General features: G+C 32.5%; 14 protein-coding genes and 1 pseudogene. All 15 read left to right on the top strand.

Annotated features, from left to right (window positions below; genetic code table 11):
• The first annotated feature begins 1 nt into the window (after position 1).
• The 15 genes and pseudogenes from BKM63_RS11430 to BKM63_RS11370 all read left to right on the top strand — a co-directional run bounded on the left by BKM63_RS11430 (position 2) and on the right by BKM63_RS11370 (position 21,680).
• Entirely contained in the window at positions 2-6,733 is a 6,732-nt protein-coding gene (locus BKM63_RS11430; RefSeq protein ID WP_071636705.1) for a VWA domain-containing protein, read from the top strand.
• Between the two features lie 88 nt (positions 6,734-6,821).
• Positions 6,822-7,970 (top strand): gp53-like domain-containing protein, encoded by a 1,149-nt coding sequence (locus tag BKM63_RS11425; RefSeq protein ID WP_071636704.1) that lies wholly within the window; start codon positions 6,822-6,824, stop codon positions 7,968-7,970.
• Positions 7,971-7,996: 26 nt separating this feature from the next.
• Positions 7,997-8,365 carry a phage tail assembly chaperone gene (locus tag BKM63_RS23440; RefSeq protein WP_083572220.1) on the top strand — a complete coding sequence of 123 codons (369 nt, stop codon included), beginning with the start codon at positions 7,997-7,999 and terminating at the stop codon, positions 8,363-8,365.
• 78 nt (positions 8,366-8,443) lie between these two features.
• On the top strand, positions 8,444-9,304 hold the full coding sequence (locus tag BKM63_RS11415) for a DUF5977 domain-containing protein (protein ID WP_071636703.1): 861 nt from the start codon (positions 8,444-8,446) through the stop codon (positions 9,302-9,304).
• A gap of 4 nt (positions 9,305-9,308) precedes the next feature.
• On the top strand, positions 9,309-10,487 hold the full coding sequence (locus BKM63_RS11410) for a DUF5977 domain-containing protein (RefSeq protein WP_071636702.1): 1,179 nt from the start codon (positions 9,309-9,311) through the stop codon (positions 10,485-10,487).
• A 13-nt stretch (positions 10,488-10,500) separates the two neighbouring features.
• A complete protein-coding gene (locus BKM63_RS11405; RefSeq protein WP_071636701.1) occupies positions 10,501-10,968 on the top strand; it encodes a hypothetical protein in 468 nt (155 codons plus the stop codon).
• 89 nt (positions 10,969-11,057) lie between these two features.
• Positions 11,058-11,777 carry a YncE family protein gene (locus tag BKM63_RS11400; protein ID WP_123907066.1) on the top strand — a complete coding sequence of 240 codons (720 nt, stop codon included), beginning with the start codon at positions 11,058-11,060 and terminating at the stop codon, positions 11,775-11,777.
• A 208-nt stretch (positions 11,778-11,985) separates the two neighbouring features.
• A complete protein-coding gene (locus BKM63_RS11395; protein WP_071636699.1) occupies positions 11,986-12,861 on the top strand; it encodes a hypothetical protein in 876 nt (291 codons plus the stop codon).
• A gap of 2 nt (positions 12,862-12,863) precedes the next feature.
• Positions 12,864-14,495, top strand: a complete 1,632-nt coding sequence (locus BKM63_RS11390) for a leucine-rich repeat protein (protein ID WP_071636698.1) — start codon at positions 12,864-12,866, stop codon at positions 14,493-14,495.
• A 247-nt stretch (positions 14,496-14,742) separates the two neighbouring features.
• Positions 14,743-15,165, top strand: a pseudogene (locus BKM63_RS24105) (leucine-rich repeat protein); the annotation flags it as partial.
• A 15-nt stretch (positions 15,166-15,180) separates the two neighbouring features.
• Positions 15,181-16,053: a leucine-rich repeat protein gene (locus BKM63_RS11385; protein WP_165608765.1), complete on the top strand. Its 873-nt coding sequence runs from the start codon at positions 15,181-15,183 to the stop codon at positions 16,051-16,053.
• A gap of 100 nt (positions 16,054-16,153) precedes the next feature.
• The gene (locus BKM63_RS11380) at positions 16,154-18,307 is read left to right on the top strand and encodes a leucine-rich repeat domain-containing protein (RefSeq protein WP_071636696.1); all 2,154 of its coding nucleotides are present in this window, start codon (positions 16,154-16,156) and stop codon (positions 18,305-18,307) included.
• Between the two features lie 187 nt (positions 18,308-18,494).
• A complete protein-coding gene (locus BKM63_RS11375) occupies positions 18,495-20,852 on the top strand; it encodes a mechanosensitive ion channel family protein (protein WP_071636695.1) in 2,358 nt (785 codons plus the stop codon).
• 73 nt (positions 20,853-20,925) lie between these two features.
• Positions 20,926-21,093: a hypothetical protein gene (locus BKM63_RS23630; protein WP_165608764.1), complete on the top strand. Its 168-nt coding sequence runs from the start codon at positions 20,926-20,928 to the stop codon at positions 21,091-21,093.
• Positions 21,094-21,233: 140 nt separating this feature from the next.
• Positions 21,234-21,680: a hypothetical protein gene (locus BKM63_RS11370; RefSeq protein ID WP_071636694.1), complete on the top strand. Its 447-nt coding sequence runs from the start codon at positions 21,234-21,236 to the stop codon at positions 21,678-21,680.
• Positions 21,681-21,788: the final 108 nt, after the last annotated feature.

The raw sequence follows: 21,788 nt of genomic DNA, 5'->3' as shown, positions 1-21,788 counted from the left end.
AATGAGTTCTATAAATCTTCAAGCCAGCCAGACTTCAGGCTGCGAAACTTATATAGCAATTGTAGTAGATGATTCAGCATCAATTGATTCAGCCGAAGCACAGCAAATTCGCCAGGGTTTAACGTCATTTATCACCTCTCAAGCTCAAAGCAATCTTACACTTTCCTTAATTGGAATGTCTCATACTGATGCGAATTTAAGATCTGATCATGTTATTGAAAAAAGAATTTCAAACAACAGTACTGAGTTTTTAAACTGGATTCGTGATTTCAGAGCTCCAACTATAGATGCCCAATCTGATTATTGGGCATCAGGCTTAGACGTTGTAAATAATTTAAATACAACACCTGATATTGTAATTGTAATAACTGATGGTTTACAAGTCAATGAATTAAATACTCTTTCAAATCGTTATAAAAATCTAAATCAAAAATCTCATATCTTTATTTATGGTGTTAGTGGTCTTCAATATGGTATTGCTCCCTACAAATTCGTAAATTTACAATCTGCTCTAGAAAGTATTTTAGGTAAGAAGCCAATCCTAAAAACAAACCAAAATTCTTTACTTTCAGCCGACTATATTGAATTATCCAATTTTACAACATTAAACAATGAATTAACTCAACTTACAGCAGATTTAGCTTCTGCCAATATTGGTTGTATGGCTAATGTTGATATTATTGAAAATAAAATTCAATATCCAAAATTAGAAGCTGGAAGTTATGTCAATAGTGATTCCGGAAGTTTGGTACTCAAAAATAAAAGCCGCATTGATCTTACGCTTACTGCTGATACAAAAATTCACAGCGAAGCATCTCTGCAGGGATTAAGTTTTGTTATCAAAAATACGGTAATTATAACTGCGGGTTCAACATTAGAAGTTCCACTTTCTGTAAAAGGAACTCCATTGAATATTGGTAATCTTTCGAGGTTAATTGCTATTAATAATGTTAATAATACCAATGGGTTTAAAATTAATTTCAATGTAGAAAATCAATCTTCAGGCTGCGAGAAATATATCGCAATTGTTGTTGACGAATCTGGTTCTATAAACCCAGATGAGGCTCAGCAAATTAAAGATGGACTTACTGCCTTTATTACTTCCCAGGCTCAAAGTAAAATCACACTTTCATTAATCGGAATGTCTGACAGCGATACAGCTGTCAGAACCGATAATGTTATTCAGAAAAAAATTGCCGGTAACGAGCAAGATTTTTTAAGCTGGATTAATCTATATGGCAATGGTAAAGTTACTATCCAGTCTGATTATTGGGCATCTGGTTTGCAAACCGCCAAGAATTTGACTGTAGCTCCTGATATTGTTTTCGTTATAACCGATGGTATTCAGGTAAATAATTCTGAATTTTTAAAAGGCTTATTCACTGATTTAAATCTAAAATCACAGGTTTTTGTTTACGGTGTGACCAGTACTGCAGAGGATATTAAGGAATTAACCACACCTTTAAATACCTTTTTAGGAAGAACACCTAAATTAAAAGAGAATAAACTTTCGGCTCTGGATTCAGATTATATTAGGGTTCCTGATTTTGGCACTTTAGGAACAGAATTAAATAAACTTGCTGCTGATTTAACTACTGCTCAAATAGGCTGTATTTCGAACGTAAGTATTGTTAAAAACAAAATTGATTATCCTGCTTTAAAGAAAGATCAAAAAATAAGTAAGCAAGCCGGAACTTTGGTTCTTAGAAACAAAAGCCGAATTCCTCTTTCTTTAAGTGCCGGAACAAGAATACACAGCGAGGGCAGCTTAAATGGTTTAACCTTTAAACTTCAAAATGCTGTTACAATTCCAGGTTCGGCAGAAATTGAAGCAGCGATTCTAATTGAAGGAAAACCTGCATCACTTGGAAATTTTTCTGCTCCAATTATTTTAAACAATGTTAAAAATCCTTACGGTTTTAGCATCAGTTTTAGAGTTGGTAAAGAATCATCTGTAATTGATATTACTTCAGGAAAAACAAATCTGCAGTCTACTTATTTGCAAATTGCAGCGGCAGGTTCGAAAGGGGTTGACAGTACAATGGGAATTCATCTTAGATGGCTTCTGGCTGGTAAATTAGGAAAAAACCATCTCCCAAAGGGAGGCCTATACACTGGTGAAAAGATTAATTTTAATAAACCGGAAGACTTTGTAAAAGTGTACAGGGCTCCGTACAGCAAAGTAAGCCATACTTTAGATTTAAGCCAGAGGCCAAATGTTGTGGACAACAAAAAAGCGTTGTGGATTTACAAAACAACAGATTCAAAGAGATCGATTTATGTTACATTTCAAAATAAAGAAAAATATAAACTGGTTAAATTTGGTATAGATCCATTAGTTAATCCTGTTGCTTTTTTACAAGCGTATGGGAACAATTTGATTGAAATTGAAAATAAAACCGAACTGTTTTTTGCTGCTGAATTAAACTTTTCATCTATAACCTCTTTAAGCAATGTTAGGTTAGAAACTTTATCTGTTGCCGAGAATACTATTATTGCTGCCAAAAGAGTCACAAATCGTAAAACCTATTCTTCAACACAAGTAAACAATATTCGTTTACTTGCTGAAAATGGAAGAAGTATTCGATTAAAAGCTAATAACTGTCTTTTGAGTTCTATCAATTTTGAGTATTACTCTGACTTTATTACTCATGCCAATATTAACGGAGATTGGAACCTAAAAGGACAATATGGTTTAAGCAAAAATGATATTCAGGTTTTTGAACAATTAGAACCAAAAATCAACTCAGTGCACGGAAAATGGTTAAAATACAATGATAACGAATATGTAAATATTGCCAATTATAAAGAAAAATGGAACAGACCAACCGTTCCAGGTGATAAAAGCGACAAAAACATTAAGTCAATCGTTGAACGTTATATCGAATTAAGTGAAAATCCAAATGATCCAACTGCTTTAGATTCTATCAATTTTGGAGATCTTGAGGCAAACAAAGAACAAGAACCAGGAGAAGAACAAGATGATGCAACGAAAATATCAAACCTTGATTTATTAAATATCGCTGCAAACGACTATCATGTCGCACGTATGTTAGGTTTAGGTTTCATTGATATTGACGATGAAGTTCTTTCGGGAGAGTACGTTTATCTAACAGAATATACCACTTTTGGTGATTTAGAAGATGGCGCGGGAGCGCGTGAAGTACAGCATCTTTCTATGAGCATCCCAACTTCTATAGCCACAGAACGTTTTTCTCTGCCAGTTCAATTAAATAAAATTGAGCCAGGTTTAAACCTAGGCTCCGATGAAACTCAAAATGCTCCAATTACAGATTCAAATGGATATAGTTTTGATGGAAAGAAAAGATATGTAAGTTTATTTATGGATGATGTGATGGATTATGATATTACATCTAAGAATGGTGATGACTTTTTTAAATCTTCATTAGAGTATGATGGAAGTACATTTACATTTCCAGTTTATCTAGGTGTCGACTTTAAAATTGATGGTGAAACAGACTGGAGAAAACCAGAGTTATCCTTTGATTTAGAATACTATAATGTCGACAATGATCTTAACAAATCAAGTTATGAACCTGTTCCAATTATTATTCCTGACTCTGGTAAATCCATTTTAAATGTCCGCCAGGAAGAAGTAGGTAAAAAAACATATATCTATCAAGGATATGGTATTAATATTTTCTCAAGAGCAACAGCCGGAAGACAAATCAGTATTGAATCTGAAATTAAACCTGCAAACAATTTAATGCCTCCAACTGGTATTAACACATTGTTAGTTACTGAAGAAAACCCATTGATGTTTACCTCTCAAACAGAACAAGAACGTCTTGGTAAGATTATAGGAGACGATCAAACATTAATTAGAATTTTGTTCGACTATTATTCGGCTCAGGAATTAGTAAGTTATACTGTTCCTTCAGAAATGTCTGTTCAAGAAGCAGAGCAAAATAAAGACAGTATTTTTCCTGATAGTGAAGAAATATTCGCAGATCATTTTAAATTATACTATAAAGACGGACTTCCTGAGGTAGAATATGGCGAAATTGAAAAAATTGATAATTCTAATGAACTTACTTCAATTATTAAAATTAAAGGATATAAAGTTCTTAGCAGCGGTGAAGAAGTTAAAGTAACATTAACCGAAAACAACAAAACAAGATTTACCGGAGGAATTTTAACCGTTGGTGATCAAAACTATGTGATTCAGGATATTAATGTTGTTATTAAACCAAAACAAAAGCCTCAGGATCCTGACGAATTTGATTATGCGAACATAACAGTACTTAAAAAAGAAGTAAGTGACAGTGCTCATGCTGATGGAGATGCTACAATAGACTCTGACAAAATTAGAGATATAGAGATGCCTGAAAGTAAATTGTGTACTCTGGTTCAAAACATGTTAACAGACACTAACTGGCACAAACCGGAAATTAATTTTAAAGTTCAATATCCTGCAAGTTTAAATGAGATTCATCGTGAAGTCATTCAGCCTGAAAGCGAAAACACTAAAGAGCTGCAAGTAGAAAAAACCAGAGGAATCTGGGAAACTGCCAAGATCGAAAGGGTCCTGGAAGATACATACAAAATGGATAAAGACGGACAATATGAATTAGAAGATGAAAAACCAATCAAATTGGCTGAGAAAAAACACTTGGGTTTATATCAAATCACTTTTTCTAATTTTAATTTACCTCAGCATCCTCAGTTTATATCAGAAAACGAAAACTCAGTAGAATGGTCGAATGGTATTGTTCGTTTGTTTACGAAAAGCTCTGTTAAGCAAGGAGTTTCGGTTCCGGTAAAAACCAGAAAAGAGTTTAAAGTTGTTCGAACCGAAAATATTGGTAAAACTGGAAATTTAGTTTTATATGTAAACGATACCGATTTCAAATTAGGAGATTATGTAAATCAAATAATGGATGAAAACCATGACGAAATCATTGTTGGAGATCGAGAAGTAAACTATTATCCTAGCTATAAAGTATATCTGTATAAAGATCAAGCTGCTGGAATTACTAAAGAAAATATTCAGCCAAGAGCAGACGAAAGTACGCACTACTCTATTTTCGGAATTAGTTCGCGTGCTGTTCGACCAACTTTCGAATACAAATCAAAAATTAGTATTCCTAGTCCGATGTATGCGGTTAAAATTGAAAAAGCCGAAAAACCTGTAATTACAGAAGGTTATAATTTATATGCCACAAGACCTGATTTTTACAATCGTTCGACTTTTACTTTTACTACTCAATACAAAATAGGACGTAAACCTTATGGAGTATTACATTATAGAGCTAATGAACAAGATTTTCTGAATCTTTTGTATGAAACAGAAACTGTTAATACGATTCGTGAAGAACTAAATAAATTTGGAGGAAATGAAGCCCCTGATTTTGAGCAAAGATGGAAAAACTTTCTAGACTTTAATTACCTTGAAACTAATAGTAATTACAAAACCTTTCCTGAAAATGGATCTGGCCCAAAATACAGATTTCCATTACCGGATAATAAAGAATTTATAGGTTTAATTAACGATTTTATAGAATGGCATAATAAGGCACAAACCAATCCAGATCTTAAAGAGCCTAAAATTACTTCATTAACAGCGCTTAATAAGGCAATAATTTCAAAAGGAGTTGAAAAACCTGTATTAGCATCTTATTTCATTGAAGAAGCGATAAAATCAGCCTATGTTCCGTTAACAGAAGTACCTGTTGTGTATGAATACATTAAAGACAAAAATTATGTTCCAAACAATAAAAAGCAGACTATTAAAGATAAAAACGGTCATGCCTTAAAACCAACCGATCCGGATTTTGACATTGCACCCATGATGAAAATCGTTAATGAAGCTGAGAACATAACACAGTTTACTGATTTTAATTTGGATGGAAATTCGCAAAGTATTTATTTCTATGCGGTTCGCGAAATGGATATTAAGATGAATTTCAGTGAACTTAGTGATCCTATAGGACCTGTAAAACTGGTAGCTTCAAATCCGCCTCAAACACCGGAAATTAAGAGAATAATGCCAATTCTTGAGAATCAGGTTTTAGGAATTAAGCCTTCGATTCAGTTTGAAATAAATGCTTATCAGCCAGAATATAAAATTGGAAAAATCAATATTTATCGTGCCTCTACAATGCTGGATGCACAATCGATAAGAACGATGACACTGGTTAAAGAAATTTTAATTGATGAAGATACTTTATCTAAAGATTTTGACAATGTCTGGACGGTTTATGACGAATTTGAAGGTTTAGAATTTGTTCCGTTTGGCGATGGTCTTTTCTACCGAATTACGGTTTCAAGAAAAATCGAATATGCAGATCCTGCTTCGACTAAAGAAAATCCTATCATTACTATTGACTATGCGCCTTCACAGCCTTCAAAAATTACAGCTACAGTAATTGCTGATACTATTTCGCCAGAATCGCCTCAATTAGAAGCATCAGGAACAGTAAGCGGCGCAAATGCAGAGGTTTTAAAACCAGTGATTTTCAATTGGAAGAAAACAGTTCATAATGGTAAATATCATTTATATAAAATGACCCGTTCCGGAAACTGGGAAAAGATTCATGAGATTTCTTCTAACTTAAAAGATGTCATTCTTCCGCTGGAAAGTGTAAATTCTTTTACAGATGAATTAATTATTAAAAATGAAAATGGTGAAAGAATTTATCATCATTTCAAATTAATTTCTGAAAACTCATCAGGAATGTTCAGCAGTGAAGAAAAAATCTTAACTCTTTAAAATTCTACTTAGTACCAATGAAGTTATTTCATTGGTACTAAATCAAGCTAAACAATAAAATTTAAAGCAAGAAATAAAATTAAACAACATGGCAACAACACGCAGAAATGATATTCGCACTAAATTCCAGGACAAGGATATACCAACGCAAAGTGACTTTGATCTGATCTTTGACAGTTTCGTTCATAAAGACGAAGACAAAGCTAATTTTCAAATCGTCGAAGCTGGTACATCAAACGAACATTATATTACTCCGGCACTTTTAAAAGCTGTTTTTCAAAATTCAGGAATTCTTTCCGGAAACTGCTATGCTCCTTACAAAGAGTTTATAGACGATTTTACGGGTTTATCAATAGAATTAGAGCATCAGCCTATAGAAAACAGCGTTAAAGTATTTAAAAATGGGCAGCTATTAGAAGAAAAAAAAGATTATGCATTAAATCATAATACTGGAGTAATTGCTTTTTCTGGAATAATTACCAGCCGAAACATAGAAGTAAATTATTGGTTTAAGAATATCAATCCAACATCTGGTGATTCTGATTCAATGTTTGGTAAGGCATCCATTCCTTACAAAGAAAATTTTAGTGAACTAACTTTTAATAGTGACACTATTACGTTAAAAGAAACACCTCTAACATACAGCGCGAGAATATATAAAAACGGTCAGCTGCTTAGAGAAAACAAAGACTATTCTATCGTTGACGGCAGTAAAATTGTTAAATTTTCTGCACCAATAAGCAATCGTAATATTGAAGTCGATTATTGGTATGCTGGTCCAATTTCTTTAACAGATCCTGAATTGAATACCAAATATGTCGACTTAACTACAAATCAATCGATTAAAGGAAATAAAACCTTTACAGAAACTGTTGAGAGTAACGCTTTTATTAAAACTGGCGGAGCTTCTAATCAATATTTAATGGCAGATGGTTCTGTTACGACATCTACAGGTTCTGATTATGATGCCGGGCATGCTCCTTTTGCTATCCCGCTAACGGGAGGATATCAAAAATTTAGTAACGGCTTAATATTACAATGGGATTATATAATGAATGGTTCTACTAATTATACTTTCCCTATTGCGTTTCCAAATAGAGTAGGCAGTATCGTTCTCTCTACGTATAGAAATTCGTCAGGAAATAAAGGTTTTAATCATGTTTATAATGTTACAGGTACATCCTATAATGCAATTATTGATGGCAGTACTGGATACATGTTTGCAATTGGTTATTAATTAATAAAAACTTTAAAATAAAAACAATGTACAAAGGAACATACAACGAAAACGGAGAATATACAGGCTTTTATGTAGAAGAAATTCATGAAAATATTCCGCAGCCCAATATTGAACTAAGCGAAGAAGAATGGCAGCAGGCTTTATCTAAAAATTACAAAGTAATCAATGGTAAACATGCCTACTCTGCTTTCGTTCAGAACCAAAATGATATTCTGGAAAATTTAAGAACCACCAGAAATATATTATTAACTGAAAGCGACTGGACACAAGTAGAAGATTCTCCTCTTTCTGAAGAGAAAAAAACAGAGTGGAAAAATTACAGACAGGCACTAAGAGACTTAACTGATCTCGATGACTTAACAACTATTGCTTGGCCTTCAAAACCATTGTAATAAGAATAATTGCTCAATATTTTTTTAATGGTTTTAGAAAACAAAAAAACAACATTATTACTTACTAAAACATAATGTATGGAAGAAAACACAACATATAAACCCTTTGTATATTTAGACAGTTATACTCCGGTAGAAGGTGAACAGGTTTATTACAATACCGAAAAAACTTTAACGGTTAACAAAAATGATTGTTTGAAAGGAACAACCGGAAATCCTGTCACTTTAAATGCCGGTGCCAATAAATTTGTGTCGCCAATAAGTATTGACGATGCTAATGAACAAGCTCAATCATGGCTTCAGGCAAATGTTCAGGCTTATGCCAACAATCTTGGAACCTGCACTATTAGACCTACTGCATGGCGTGGAGCAAATCCTTCATGTGTATTAGAACCGCCAACAACATTATTGCCTTTTGATTATATGGTAATTAAATACAAATGGGCTCCTGGCGCTGGTATTGATCTAGATACTTTTACAGGTTTTATAAATACAGGTATTACCACATTAGATAATATATGGGTAGGGTTTGGACTCGAAAACGGACTTCCGGCTAATGCGACGGCACAAGATTCTTACATTATGTGGGGCGGAGATAAAAGAGATGTAACTGGGGCGGAAACTTGTTTAATAAACTTTAAAAAAGTGAAAGAAGTGTATTCTAATTTGAATGATGTTCAGATTAGAATGGCTGGAGTTTGGAGGGATTTAAAAGCCACAGGAAATATTGATGTAGAAATTACCACATTCCTTGGTGGTACAATGACAAAAGTCGATAAAGACATTATAAATGATGAAGGCCAGCAAGTACAGCAGTTAAATTTTTCAAAAAATATTTCAGTACAGGGTAAACAACTCTCAATAGATCAAGTTACTCCTATTGGCTACATTAATTATTCTAATAACCAATCAACTGCAAAGGTTGTAATAACTTATTAAAAATATGGAAAACACAGGATACATGTCTTTTGCTTTTTTAGAAAAGTACTATACTGATGACAATACTCCAACTGGAGAAATAAAACCTAATGTAACCACAGATCCAGATTATCTCGCACCGTCCTTAAACACAACAATTTGCCCCCCTGCCGTTCGATATTATAATACACAACAAACTAAAACTGTTGCAAAAAATAATTGCTTTGCGGGAGAAACAGGTACTGAAGTTGAACTTATTGCTTATGCTAATCAATTTGTATCATCTGAAAGTATAATTGATGCAAATAATCAAGCCATTGTCTGGCTGGAAAATAATGCTCAAATTTATGCGAATAATTTAGGAACCTGTATTGCTGATTCGACCCCTCCTACAAGTCCAGTTTTAAGTGTGTCTTCGATTACTCCAGATTCACTACTATTATCATGGACTGCATCAACAGACAATGGAATAGTTGCGGGTTACGACATTTACAAAAATGGAGTTTTACTAAGCTCAGCTTCAGCTGATCTACTTAGTTATACTATCACAGGTTTGTCAGGATCTACTGCATACGATTTTTATATAAAAGCGAAGGATGCATCAGGAAATTCAAGTGATAGTAATGTTTTAACTGTCACAACACTTCCTTCTGTTCTATCTCTAGCTGCTGTAAAATCTGTAATTTTTGAAAAAAGAGCCACATCATGGAGCGAATCTAGAGACGCACCTGCTGCAGATTTACAACATATCGATAATACGTTTATTGGGGCAGGTGCAGATAGTTTGTTATATTACGTAAATAGATATAGGGGTATTATTGATACTTCTTCAATTACCATCAAGCCAAAATCTGCTCAAATAAAATTTAAGTTTGCCGAAAATACAGTTGGTAACGCATTGACTTTTAATTTATTTGCTGCAAATATTTTGATCCCATTAAATCAAGCTTTTCAACTTCAGGATTGGAACGATTGGGATTCAACTACATTCATTAATAGTGTTTCTGTTCCAATTAATTCTACAGCATACAACGAAATAAATCTGACTCCTTCTCAATTAGACTTACTAGTTTCAGGACAATCCTATAACTTTTTCTTAATTTCTAATGGTGATAAAGACTCTTCCACACCTGGTTCAAATAACAGGCCTGTACTATCGATAACCGCTGAAACTGGCGAGATATATTTAGAATGTAAATTTTAACTAAAAATAACTTATGAGTGCAAACCATAACAGAATAAAAGTGGCTGATTTAGAAACGAATCAGCAAAATAAAGTTTTAATAACTAATGAAAATGGCGAATTAGAGTTTAATGATATAACCTCTTCTTTAGATTTTAAAACTATTAATGGAGAATCTATTCTTGGAGATGGAAATATCGATTTATCAAACAAACAAGATATTGCAAATCAAATCAATGTAACATTACCTGCAATTGTTCAAGATACATGGCACGGAAAAACAGTAAAGTTTAATGGTACAGGAACGCTTTCAATTCCTAATTCATTTACTAATTCAGGAATGTGCTTTGAGGGAATCACAAAAATAGGAACATCATTAAGCTGGTCTATTACGTCTCCTAAAACATTTGAATTTGGAGCACCTCCTACAGTAGGAGAGAAACAGATTTTTACATTCATGCAAAACGAGGGTCAGCATTCAATAATGATTTTAGGTTTATAATTATGGGATTACGAAAAACAATATTTGGAAGGTCTAAAGTAATTACAATATACTACCGAGGAAAAAATAGAACAAATTTATCTACTCAGATGTATAGTTCTTTCAATCCAACTGGAACAAGATTATACCTTACGCTGCATAATGGTCCTGACTCAGTAGCTCAATATTCTTTGTCTACACCATGGGACATTAGTACTGCTGTATACTTGAACCGCTCTTTGGCAATAAATCAAAATGGAGAAAGTCAGCCAAGAGGACATTATATATCACCTGATGGTACCAGATTATTTGTATCTGGTACAACTTCTAGGTCTGTTTTAAGTTACCTTTTATCTACTCCTTGGGATGTTAGCACTGCAAGTTATTTAGGGTTTAAGAGTTTTGGAATTATTACTAATACAATTGCCTTTACACCAGATGGAATGAGTTTTTTTAATCATACAGGAAGTTCATTAACAAAATACTTATTGACTACACCCTGGGATTTGAATACTGCTGTATCTTCACAAAGCATCAATTTTTCAGCTAATTCATTTGTTTTTACTCCTGATGGCAAAACAATATTTCACCCAAAATTAGTTGGGGAAAGATCCGTTATGAAAATTTCATTAAAAGCTCCTTATGAATTAGCTGGAGCAAATACTTCTGCTTCAATTAATTTGTCGACGGTCATTCCAGCAGCTAACTTTTATGCTGTTAATTTTAGTCTTGACGGTTTAAAAATGTTTTGGAGCTCTTACACCAGCAGTATTTACGAGTTTGATTTATCAAAACCATACGATATAAATGGTAAACTCATAATAGTATAAAGAAGTAAATAATTGAAGTAGAACTTGACAAACCGTTAAAGATGTAAAGCCGAATATGCTAAATAGTTTTTCTATCATATTCTGAATCAATCATAAAAATGTTTTATAAAGTTCAATAATCAGCTAAAATTATTCAATCAAAGTATTAAAAACAGACAGCAATCGGTAATTCCGAAAGCATTTATTATAAAATTCTAATTAAAAAAAAATGGAGACAACAAATCACAATAGAATAAAAGTATCTGATTTAGAGACAGGTGCACCTAATAAAACTTTAATAACAAACCAAAATGGAGAATTGGAATTCAGCGAAGCCATAGCAAGCAAGCAGGATCTACAATCTGTTCTTGAAACAGGCAATTCTGCCACAAAAAACATGTGGATTGGCGATGAAGGCAAGCAGATTTTTATTGGTGCCGAAAGCGAAGATGCTGTTCAGGTAGGATCTGGCGGAATGGCAGGTCTAAGTCGTAAATCTACCTTTATTGGGAAAAATGCAGGTAATGGAACGATACAAGAAATGGTTACTGCTTTGGGTTACTATGCAGGAGCCGGAAACCAGCATCCAAGAGCCATCATATTAGGTGCTTGTGGATCAACTGTATACACCACTGCACCTAATCAATTAGCGATTGGAACAAATGATGCTTACAAGACCATTCGTTTTAATACGGATGTACAAACCGATTTAGATCTAAATTTTCCTTCAACAAGCGGAACTTTAGTTACCTCTGATAATTTTAAAACAGTAAATGGAGAATCAATTGTTGGAAACGGAAATATTGATTTATCAAATAAGCAAGATATTGCAAATCAATTAGAAGTAGGTACAAGTCAGACTATCCAATCAAACTGGCATGGAAAAACAGTTTTATTTACAACTAGTTGTACTATTACTGTACCTGCTTCATTACCTCAAAGTTTCATCTTTAATGGCATTACATTACCGGGAGTAAATGTAACGTGGGCTATTACTGCTCCGCACACCTGGTTGTTTGGAACACCTGCTGTAACTGCCGAAAAACAAATTTTCACATTTACAAAAAGAGGCAATACAAATAGTGTTTTATTATTAGGAGTATAAGTATGGGAAGCTTATTGCAAAATACCATTTTTGGTAATAATAAATATAGGGCAAATACTTTTATTGGGGGTGTTGCTTCAATTATCAATACACCTGCTTTGGTCGCTTCTAAATTAGGCGTGCCAGCTTCAAGAATAAAAGGGTTTAAAATAATTGAAGATAATATTGAATTTGCAGTAACCGGAGGTCGTTACTCAATAGCAGTGGGTGCTTTCATGAGTGTAACAGCACTAACATATTACTATGATACTGACTATCTAATCGAAGGACTTGGCACCTATGCTTTTTTTAATGCTGTAAATTTAGAATTCATATCGGAGCTAAGAAATTGTGTAACAATGGGCACAGGAGTGTTTTTTAATAATCAAAAGTTAGCAGCTGTAATCGCTCCCAAATTACAAATAGCAGGAGAGGCTTGTTTTAAAGGAATGAACAAAGTCAAAGAATTCAGTTTCCCTGAATTAACAACTTTAAATTCAGCCTCTGTAGGAGGTAATACAGGGATTTTTGAGGATTGTGTTTTATTGGAGAAAGTTTATGTACCAAAATGTACAACCGTAACTGGTTACAGACTCCTTAGAAATTGTAACAGTTTGCAATCATTTTATGCTCCCTTACTCAATCAATTAGGGCAGACTTTAGGTAATGACAGTAGTTTTTCAGGTATTAAGACAGGAGCAAAATTAACAGTATCAGCATACTTAAAAACTGTAAATGCTGGTGCACCTGATGGTGATTTAGCTATTGCTGAAACAGCAACCGGAGCCACAATAATTTATCAAGGTGTTATTATGGTAGGTGCTTACGGCAATAATTATCAAAAATCATTTGATGATGGCGTAAGTTTTATAAGTGGTGGTTATATTTCATCTACAAGAGGTATTGCCGTTTCTGAAACAACAAAATATGTTCTCCTTGCTTACAACTCTGGTGTAGTATTATCTTCTGATTTTGGTAAAAATTTTGCAAATACAACTTTAGCAGCAACAACATATTATTGCGTATCCATGAGTGATAATGGTCAATATATGTTGGCTTCTGCAAGTTCTGGAAGTACACACCTATCAACTGATTACGGTGTAACTTGGAATCTTGCGGTTACTGGTGGTAGACGTGATTGTTTTGTGAGTGGTACAGGGCAGTATATGCTTGCCACGAATATTGATGGAGCACAAATTAACAGATCAACTGATTACGGAGTTACATGGACGCCAATAACAGGTCAAGGAATTATTTCGTCGGTTTGTTGCTCAGACGATGGACAATTTATAATAGCCATTTCTAATGGTGGAACTATAAGAGTTTCTAATGATGGCGGTACAACATGGACAAATAAAACAGCTTACGGAAACTTCACTTTTCCAAAGGTTGCAATGAGTGTTGATGGAAAATACCAAACAATAGCTTCACAAAATAAATACATATATACATCTTCTGATTATGGAGTTACATGGACGGCTAATACAAGCACATTTAACAACTTGTATTATACTTGTATGGATATGTCGAAAGATGGTAAAATTCAAGCAACGGCCGTATCGGGAGGATATATTTATGTCTCAAATGATTTCGGTGTTACATGGATTCAAAAAAGTAATGCCAGAGATTATCAGGCTATAGCAATATCTAATTAAATTTCTTTATAAAAAATAATTCCATTCTTATACGATACTAAACGAGCAAAAGTGAGTAATTAAAGAAATGAGAATACTAACAAATTGTTTTACGTAATAGGAGACACTTTCTAAAGACAATCAACAGTTTAATTACAAAATTTAATCATGAGCAGTTTACTACAAAATACCATTTTTGGTAATAATAAATATAAGGCAAATACCTTTATAGGGGGGTGTTTCCGCAACCCTTAACACACCCGCATTAATTGCAGCAAAACTAGGTCTACCAATAACTAGAATCAAATCTTTTGCAGTAGTTCAGGATGATATTCAATTTGCAGTAATTGGAGGAAATTATTCTATTCCTTTAAATGCTTTTACTGGGCGTACAGATATTACTTATTATTATGATAATAATGGTCTCGTTATTTCAATAGGTTCAAGTGCGTTTTCTGATTGTGTGAATTTATTTGGTGCAAAATTTAAAAATTGGCAATCGACAGGCGGGCATGCGGCATTTAAGAGTTGTAGCTCTTTGAATATCACTGATTTTTCAGCTTTAAAATCAATTACTCATCATTCAACTTTCTTGAATTGCAGTGCTTTATTAGCTAGTAGTTTTAATTGGAATGCATTCACCACAATAAGTGGCGACAGTACTTTCCAAGGCTGCATTTCATTTATTGGATCGATCACATTAAATATGTCAGGAACATTAGGAATAAATGTTTTTAAAGGCACAAAAATAAATTCATTTACAGCTAATAATATTACAAGTATTCAATATGGTGCATTTTCTCTTTGTAGTAATCTTTTGACTTTCCAAACTGATTCAGTTGTTACTATTAATAGCATAAACACAAATTTCCAAACATTTGAGAGTGTACCATGTGTAAGTTATTCTTTTCCTGCATTAAAAACATTGGGTGAAAGTACTTTTAAATTTAATTCATTCGTTCAAAGTTTTTCTGCTCCAGAATTGACAAACTTAGAAGCACAGGCTTTTTCTCAAAGTGTTAATTTAAACTATTGTAACATTCCGAAAGTAATAAATTTAGGAAATAGTGCATTTAACGGATGCAAGAGTCTACCAAGTTTCTCAGACTCCCACTTTGATAATGTCCTAGTGGTTTCTGATAGCTTGTTTGCGTTTTGCAGTAATGCTTTATTTACTCGTATATGCTTTAATAATGCTACATCAGCACTTGCGACTCCTTTCAATGGAGCTACTAATTTATCTTATATAGCAATCCCAAAATTAAAAACAACTTCTAACAACTTTTTGTTTTCAAATGCTAATGTATCAACGTTAATTATTCCATTAGTTGAATCTCTTGGTTCAGGTTTTTTGAATGGATTTTCTGGAATATCTGCTTTAAGTATAATTGATATACCAAAATGTACAACTTTTACCGGAGGCTTATCTTCTGTAAATAAAAATATGTTTGCAAGAGCCAAAATAGGAGTTGTTATAAATGTAAATATTGCTATGCAGACCAACAACGATGGTGCTCCAGATTTTGATCTCACTTGGGCAATTACAAATAAATCGGCTATTGTAAATTATATAACATAAAAAATGATAAAATTATTTCACTGTTAATCTTACAACTTTTTATAGTAGTTCTGCATAATATAATCTTATAAATGACAAACAATTTTTATTATAAAACTTCATGAGCGGCTTATTACAAAATACCATATTTGGCAAATCAAACTATAAAATAAATACTTACATAGGCGGAATTGCTACAATAATAAATACCCCTGCATTACTTGCTTCCAAACTAGGCATAACCGAAAATCGAATTAAACTTTTTAGAATAATAAATAATGACATTGAATGCGCCATTATTGGAGGCAGTTATACAATAGCTCCAAATGCCTTTAGCAATCAAAATAGTTTAACTTATTTTAATGATGCTGAAGGATTAGTAAAACAAATTAATTCTCAGGCATTCTTCAATTGTATTAATGCTGTTAGCTACAATTTTCCAAATGTAGAAGTTATCATAGGAGATTTAACTGTTGCTGCTAAAGGTACATTCGCATTTAATACATCACTTACCACCTTTTCTGCGCCAAGTTTAATTACCATAAAAAGTACTTATACATTTCATAACTGCACCTCATTAATAAATTTTTACGCTCCTTTATTAATCAATTTTGAATCAACTAGTTATACTTTTAATAGTTGTACAAAATTAACAACCGTAACAACTGGTATTCTTAACTCATTAGGACAAAGCGATTTTGCTAATTGCGTTAATTTGGCTTCGAATTTCGACCTGTCAAATTTATTATTAGTCCCTAATTACGCTTTTTTAAATTGCGAAAAAATACCAAGCTTTGGTATACTTGAATCAGCTAATACAATTGAAATCAGATCATTCTTCGGTTGTAAAGGGATTACATCATTTTCTGCCCCTAAGGTTTCTTATATTAATCAATCAGCATTTCACAAGTGTTCAGGAGTTACTGAATATAATTTTCCCGAAGTAATAACTATAGAAGGTGATGGTTCGAATAATGGATTTGGAACATTTCAGGAAAATATAGCTATGACAAGCTTTATTGCACCTAAATTAACAACAATAACCAAAAGCTATACCTTTACAAATAATATTGCGTTAACAACTTTTTATGCACCTCAGTTAGTCAATCTTAACGCAACAAATGCAACATTTAGTGGATGTACAGAATTAGTTAATTTGACAATCGGAAGCCTTAACTCTTTAGGGCAATATGATTTTGCTAACTGTATTAATTTAATATCATCATTTGATCTGTCAAAAGTATTATCAATCCCTAATTACGTTTTTTTTAACTGTCGAAAAATCCCAGATTTCGGAATGCTTAAATTAGCAAAATCGATAGGAATAAGAGCCTTTTCCGGATGCTGGTCCGTAACAAATTTTATTACGCCAGAAGTCACTTATATCAATGAAGCAGCATTTTATGATTGTAAAGGAGTTATTGAATATAATTTTCCAAATGTAACAATCATTGAGGGGGAAAATTCAAATAATGGGTTTGGTACTTTTCAAGGAAATACGTCCATGATCAGTTTTATTGCTCCCAAATTGTCTACTATTACAAAAACTTACGCTTTTGCTAATAATAGCGCTTTAAAAACTTTCTATGCTCCATTATGTAATCAATTTGGAACACTAGCTGGATATTCATATTGTTTTTATAACTGTAATAATTTATCTGACTTTACAGTTGGAGCGACTACATCTATTGGTATAAATGCGTTTACTAATTGCCAGTCTATTACGTATATTGATTTAAGTTTAGTTACTACTTTATATGACGGCGCTTTTGAAAACTGTTTTAAACTAATCAGTATTAACAATTTAAATAATGTTACAACTATCAAACAAAATGCTTTTAATAACTGCAAGTCATTAACAACTTTTTCAGGAAACCAAGTTAAATACATTGGAAGCAGAGCTTTTTGGAACTGCTCAAATATAACAAGTTATAACTTTCCTGAATTAGAGACAATAACAGGTGATATATCAACCAATGGATTTGGAACATTTAAAAGCAATATAATGCTTACTACTTTTACAGCTCCAAAACTTACAAAAATAGAGTATTGGGATGCTTTTTCTAACTGTACAAATATAGAGTCAATTTATTTACCTGTATTAATAACTTTAGGATCTACGACTGCTAATAACAATAATTTCTTTAACATAAAAAAAGGATGTACCATTACTGTCTCATCACATTTGAAAACTGTAAATTCAGGACAGCCCGACGGAGATTTAGTTTATGCTTCGACAACAAGAGAAGCAAACATTATTTATGCAGATGCATAAATATTTTCGATAATCATTAAAAATCTCTAAATCGGTTATTGCTTGATATTTTAAAAACTAAAAAACATCTGCGATTATTTTAAAAACCGCAGATGTTTTAATTCCATCGATCAAATTTCTTACATTAAAACCAAACCTCTCCAAAAAACAATTAAATTTGGTGACCTTATAAATCACCAAATTAATTATGAATTCAAAAAGAAATTCGTTCTATTTATCAGCCTTATTGATGATGTTATTTTTTGCATCATTTTCTTATTCGCAGACATCTAAGCAAACTACAGCGCCGAAAAACGAAAACAAGTCCAAATTATTTGAAGAAACTACTACCGACAGCGATTATTTAATCGCAATTGAAAAAGCCGGAGATGTTTTACAATCAGCGGCGAATGACGCTGAATTTGAAGGAAGTACATTCCATTTGTTTGGGGATATTAAAAGAACCGAAAGTAAACTTGACTTGATATTAGCAAGTTTAAAAGGTGCAAATCCAAATGTGCGCAATCAGCAGATGTACCGCATTGTTTTAAAAGAAATTGAACAGGAACTAAACGATCAAAATACTGCGATAAACACACGCAATCAAAATCTTGAAAAAATTAAAAGCAGAATTCTTGATCTACGCAAGGACAAAACTTTATTTACCTTAATTAAAGATACTATCTTAAGAAAGCAATTCAAAACAGAATTGGCTAATCTTAAAAAAAGATACCTAAAAGCCGACAGCCTGATGACCAAAAATCAGGAAATCTTAAATCTAAAAAAAAGGCTGACTGTTGAACATAAAATTGCTGTTTCGAACGCCCTCACTACTGTAGAAACAAAACTCGAAAAATCAGGAATAAGTATACTAAAAAAAGAATACCCTTCTTTATGGAGCACTGATACGACAGCAAAAAAAACAGTATCACACAACATTAAAGCAAAAATTATAATTGAGGAAAATGTTGCCGCTTATTATTTAAGTTATAAAGCGGGTGGATTAATCACTTTATGCTTTTTTATGGCGCTTTTGGCCTGGTATATTTCACGCAATTTGAAATATTTAAAATCTAATGGGCATGCCGAAAATCTTACCCTTTTCAATTTTAAGTATTTAAACAGAGGCGTAATTCTTCCTATAGCAGCAATTGCATTAAATATTGCCGTAGTAACAAATCTGTATGCCCCTGCCCTGTTTTTAGAATTACTTCAGTTGGGATTATTGGGTGTTCTTACAATCTTGTTTAGAAAAGATTGGTCTGGAAAATCAATGCGAAACTGGTTATTGCTTTTCGGATTATTTTTTGCACTATGTTTCCTGGATCTTTTTATCGAAGTTGGGTTATTTCAACGCTGCTCTTTCATAATCATAAACGTTTTAGGAATCCGATATGGTCTGGTACAAATTAAGAGTTTAAAAGATCAATTGTATATTAAGGGATTTTTTAAATGGGCCAGCATTATTTTTATTGGACTAAATGGTTTATCCATACTTTATAATGTTTTCGGAAGAGTTTCTCTTTCCAATATGCTGAGCTTAACTGCTTTTATTTCTCTTACTCAGATTGTGGCATTGAGCGTTCTTTTAAAAATAATTCTGGAAATTATCCTTCTACAGATTTACACAACCCGAGTAAAACGCGGCATCGAAAAGATTTTTGATTATGAGAATTTATCTGATACACTGAAAAAACCATTTATTATTGTAATCAGTTATATGTGGCTGATTGTAATTGCCTCCAATTTAAATATTTGGGAATCCTTACGCTCTTCTTTCGGAACATTATTAAACCGTCCGAATACTATTGGAAGCATCACTTTTACTTTAGGGAATATTGTATTGTTTTTTATCATTGTCTGGGCAGCGCATTTATTGCAAAATTATGTAGCTTACTTTTTTGGAGAAATCGAGGACGAAAACGAAGAAAACATCAACAAAAGGCAGCATTCTAAATTACTCATTACAAGACTTATTGTGCTGATTGTGGGTTATCTTTTAGCCGTTGCCGCTTCTGGAATGCCTCTAGACAAACTGAGTATTCTTTTAGGCGCATTAGGTGTGGGTGTTGGACTTGGACTTCAAAACGTAGTAAACAATTTCGTTTCGGGTATCATCTTAATTTTTGATAAACCTATTCAAATTGGTGATGTTATTGATATTAGTTCTGAAAGAGGACGCGTAAAATCGATGGGATTGCGAACAACCAAAATCAATGCTCCAAATGGTGCCGAAATCATTATTCCGAATGGTAATTTATTATCTCAAAACATTACCAACTGGACTTACACTGACAATTTTAAACTAGTAGATATTTCCATTGAAATTACCGGAGATGCAGCTCCAGAAGAAATTAATGCCACTATTTTAAATTCGCTTGAGAATCTTCCTTTAGTAAACAACGATAAACCATCTCAGATTTACTACAATTCTATTTCTGATGGAAAATTCAAATTACAAATTAAATTCTGGTGCAGTATCTACAGAACCGAAGAAACTATAAGTACGGCTAAACAAGTTTTATTTAGCAATTTTAAAGCAAAAGGACTGACTTTTTCGACATAAATAATTAGAAAGAAAATGGTTTGAGAATTATTTACTCAAACCATTTTTTATTTATTGCAAAAATTTATCTAAAATGGATTTTCTAGAAATAATATTAGGCCGATATTTACTTGAAATTATAGGAGCATTTACAAGATTTATTTACTTAAATACAATTATTGTATTTAATGATAATGATTTTGATTTTATTACATTTTCAGAAATATGGTCTCCAAGAGGAAATGTCAATAAAAAAAAATGACAATAGTGATTTAAATCATATGGTGGGCGTTATCGTGTTTTGTTCAATCATATTTTTGCTGATAATTTTTACGATATAAACACTTGACCTTTTGTTTTGTTTGTAATGAATTTTATCCATCAATAATATAAATTTTATACATGAAAGCATTACATTTTATTTTATTTATTTTCTTACTTACTAATTTAAAGTGTCAAGGACAACCCACTGAGGATATTAAGTTTCTAAGTAATGAAGAAAAAACATTTTTTGATAAAACAATCCAATACGCAGCTCAAATAAAAGGGACAATTCGAGTCTTTTTTAAAGACTCCGTTTCTCTTGTACCAATAAAAACTGAGGTAGTTTTTCTAAAATTTTCAACGCCAAAACATTCAACTGATAAATCAGTTAATTTTTCTTATTCATATTCTAAGAAATATAAATTGAATAAAAAACAGAATAAACTTAAAAATGAATATTTACGCAAAATAGATTCTATTTTTATCAACGGAAATTATGAATTTCAATTTAAAAAAAATTGGGTATTAGGTAATAAATTAGATTTCACATTCACTTATGAAATTTTACCCGCCGTATATAATTAAAAAATTTAATATAAAAATTGTAAGCATTCTGATGATGAAAATCTTGTAACTTAAATTAATTGCTCTGCGAATTTTTTATAAATCAAAAAACTAGACTTTACCAGTATG

The sequence above is a fragment of the Flavobacterium johnsoniae genome, from assembly GCF_001879205.1.
GTDB lineage: Bacteria > Bacteroidota > Bacteroidia > Flavobacteriales > Flavobacteriaceae > Flavobacterium > Flavobacterium johnsoniae_A.
This window is presented reverse-complemented; position numbering and strand designations above follow the sequence as displayed.

Coding starts and splice junctions, on each gene's coding strand:
- BKM63_RS11430 (WP_071636705.1), top strand. CDS start 2: ATGAGTTCTATAAATCTTCAAGCCAGCCAGACTTCAGGCTGCGAAACT.
- BKM63_RS11425 (WP_071636704.1), top strand. CDS start 6,822: ATGGCAACAACACGCAGAAATGATATTCGCACTAAATTCCAGGACAAG.
- BKM63_RS23440 (WP_083572220.1), top strand. CDS start 7,997: ATGTACAAAGGAACATACAACGAAAACGGAGAATATACAGGCTTTTAT.
- BKM63_RS11415 (WP_071636703.1), top strand. CDS start 8,444: ATGGAAGAAAACACAACATATAAACCCTTTGTATATTTAGACAGTTAT.
- BKM63_RS11410 (WP_071636702.1), top strand. CDS start 9,309: ATGGAAAACACAGGATACATGTCTTTTGCTTTTTTAGAAAAGTACTAT.
- BKM63_RS11405 (WP_071636701.1), top strand. CDS start 10,501: ATGAGTGCAAACCATAACAGAATAAAAGTGGCTGATTTAGAAACGAAT.
- BKM63_RS11400 (WP_123907066.1), top strand. CDS start 11,058: ATGTATAGTTCTTTCAATCCAACTGGAACAAGATTATACCTTACGCTG.
- BKM63_RS11395 (WP_071636699.1), top strand. CDS start 11,986: ATGGAGACAACAAATCACAATAGAATAAAAGTATCTGATTTAGAGACA.
- BKM63_RS11390 (WP_071636698.1), top strand. CDS start 12,864: ATGGGAAGCTTATTGCAAAATACCATTTTTGGTAATAATAAATATAGG.
- BKM63_RS11385 (WP_165608765.1), top strand. CDS start 15,181: ATGTCAGGAACATTAGGAATAAATGTTTTTAAAGGCACAAAAATAAAT.
- BKM63_RS11380 (WP_071636696.1), top strand. CDS start 16,154: ATGAGCGGCTTATTACAAAATACCATATTTGGCAAATCAAACTATAAA.
- BKM63_RS11375 (WP_071636695.1), top strand. CDS start 18,495: ATGAATTCAAAAAGAAATTCGTTCTATTTATCAGCCTTATTGATGATG.
- BKM63_RS23630 (WP_165608764.1), top strand. CDS start 20,926: ATGGATTTTCTAGAAATAATATTAGGCCGATATTTACTTGAAATTATA.
- BKM63_RS11370 (WP_071636694.1), top strand. CDS start 21,234: ATGAAAGCATTACATTTTATTTTATTTATTTTCTTACTTACTAATTTA.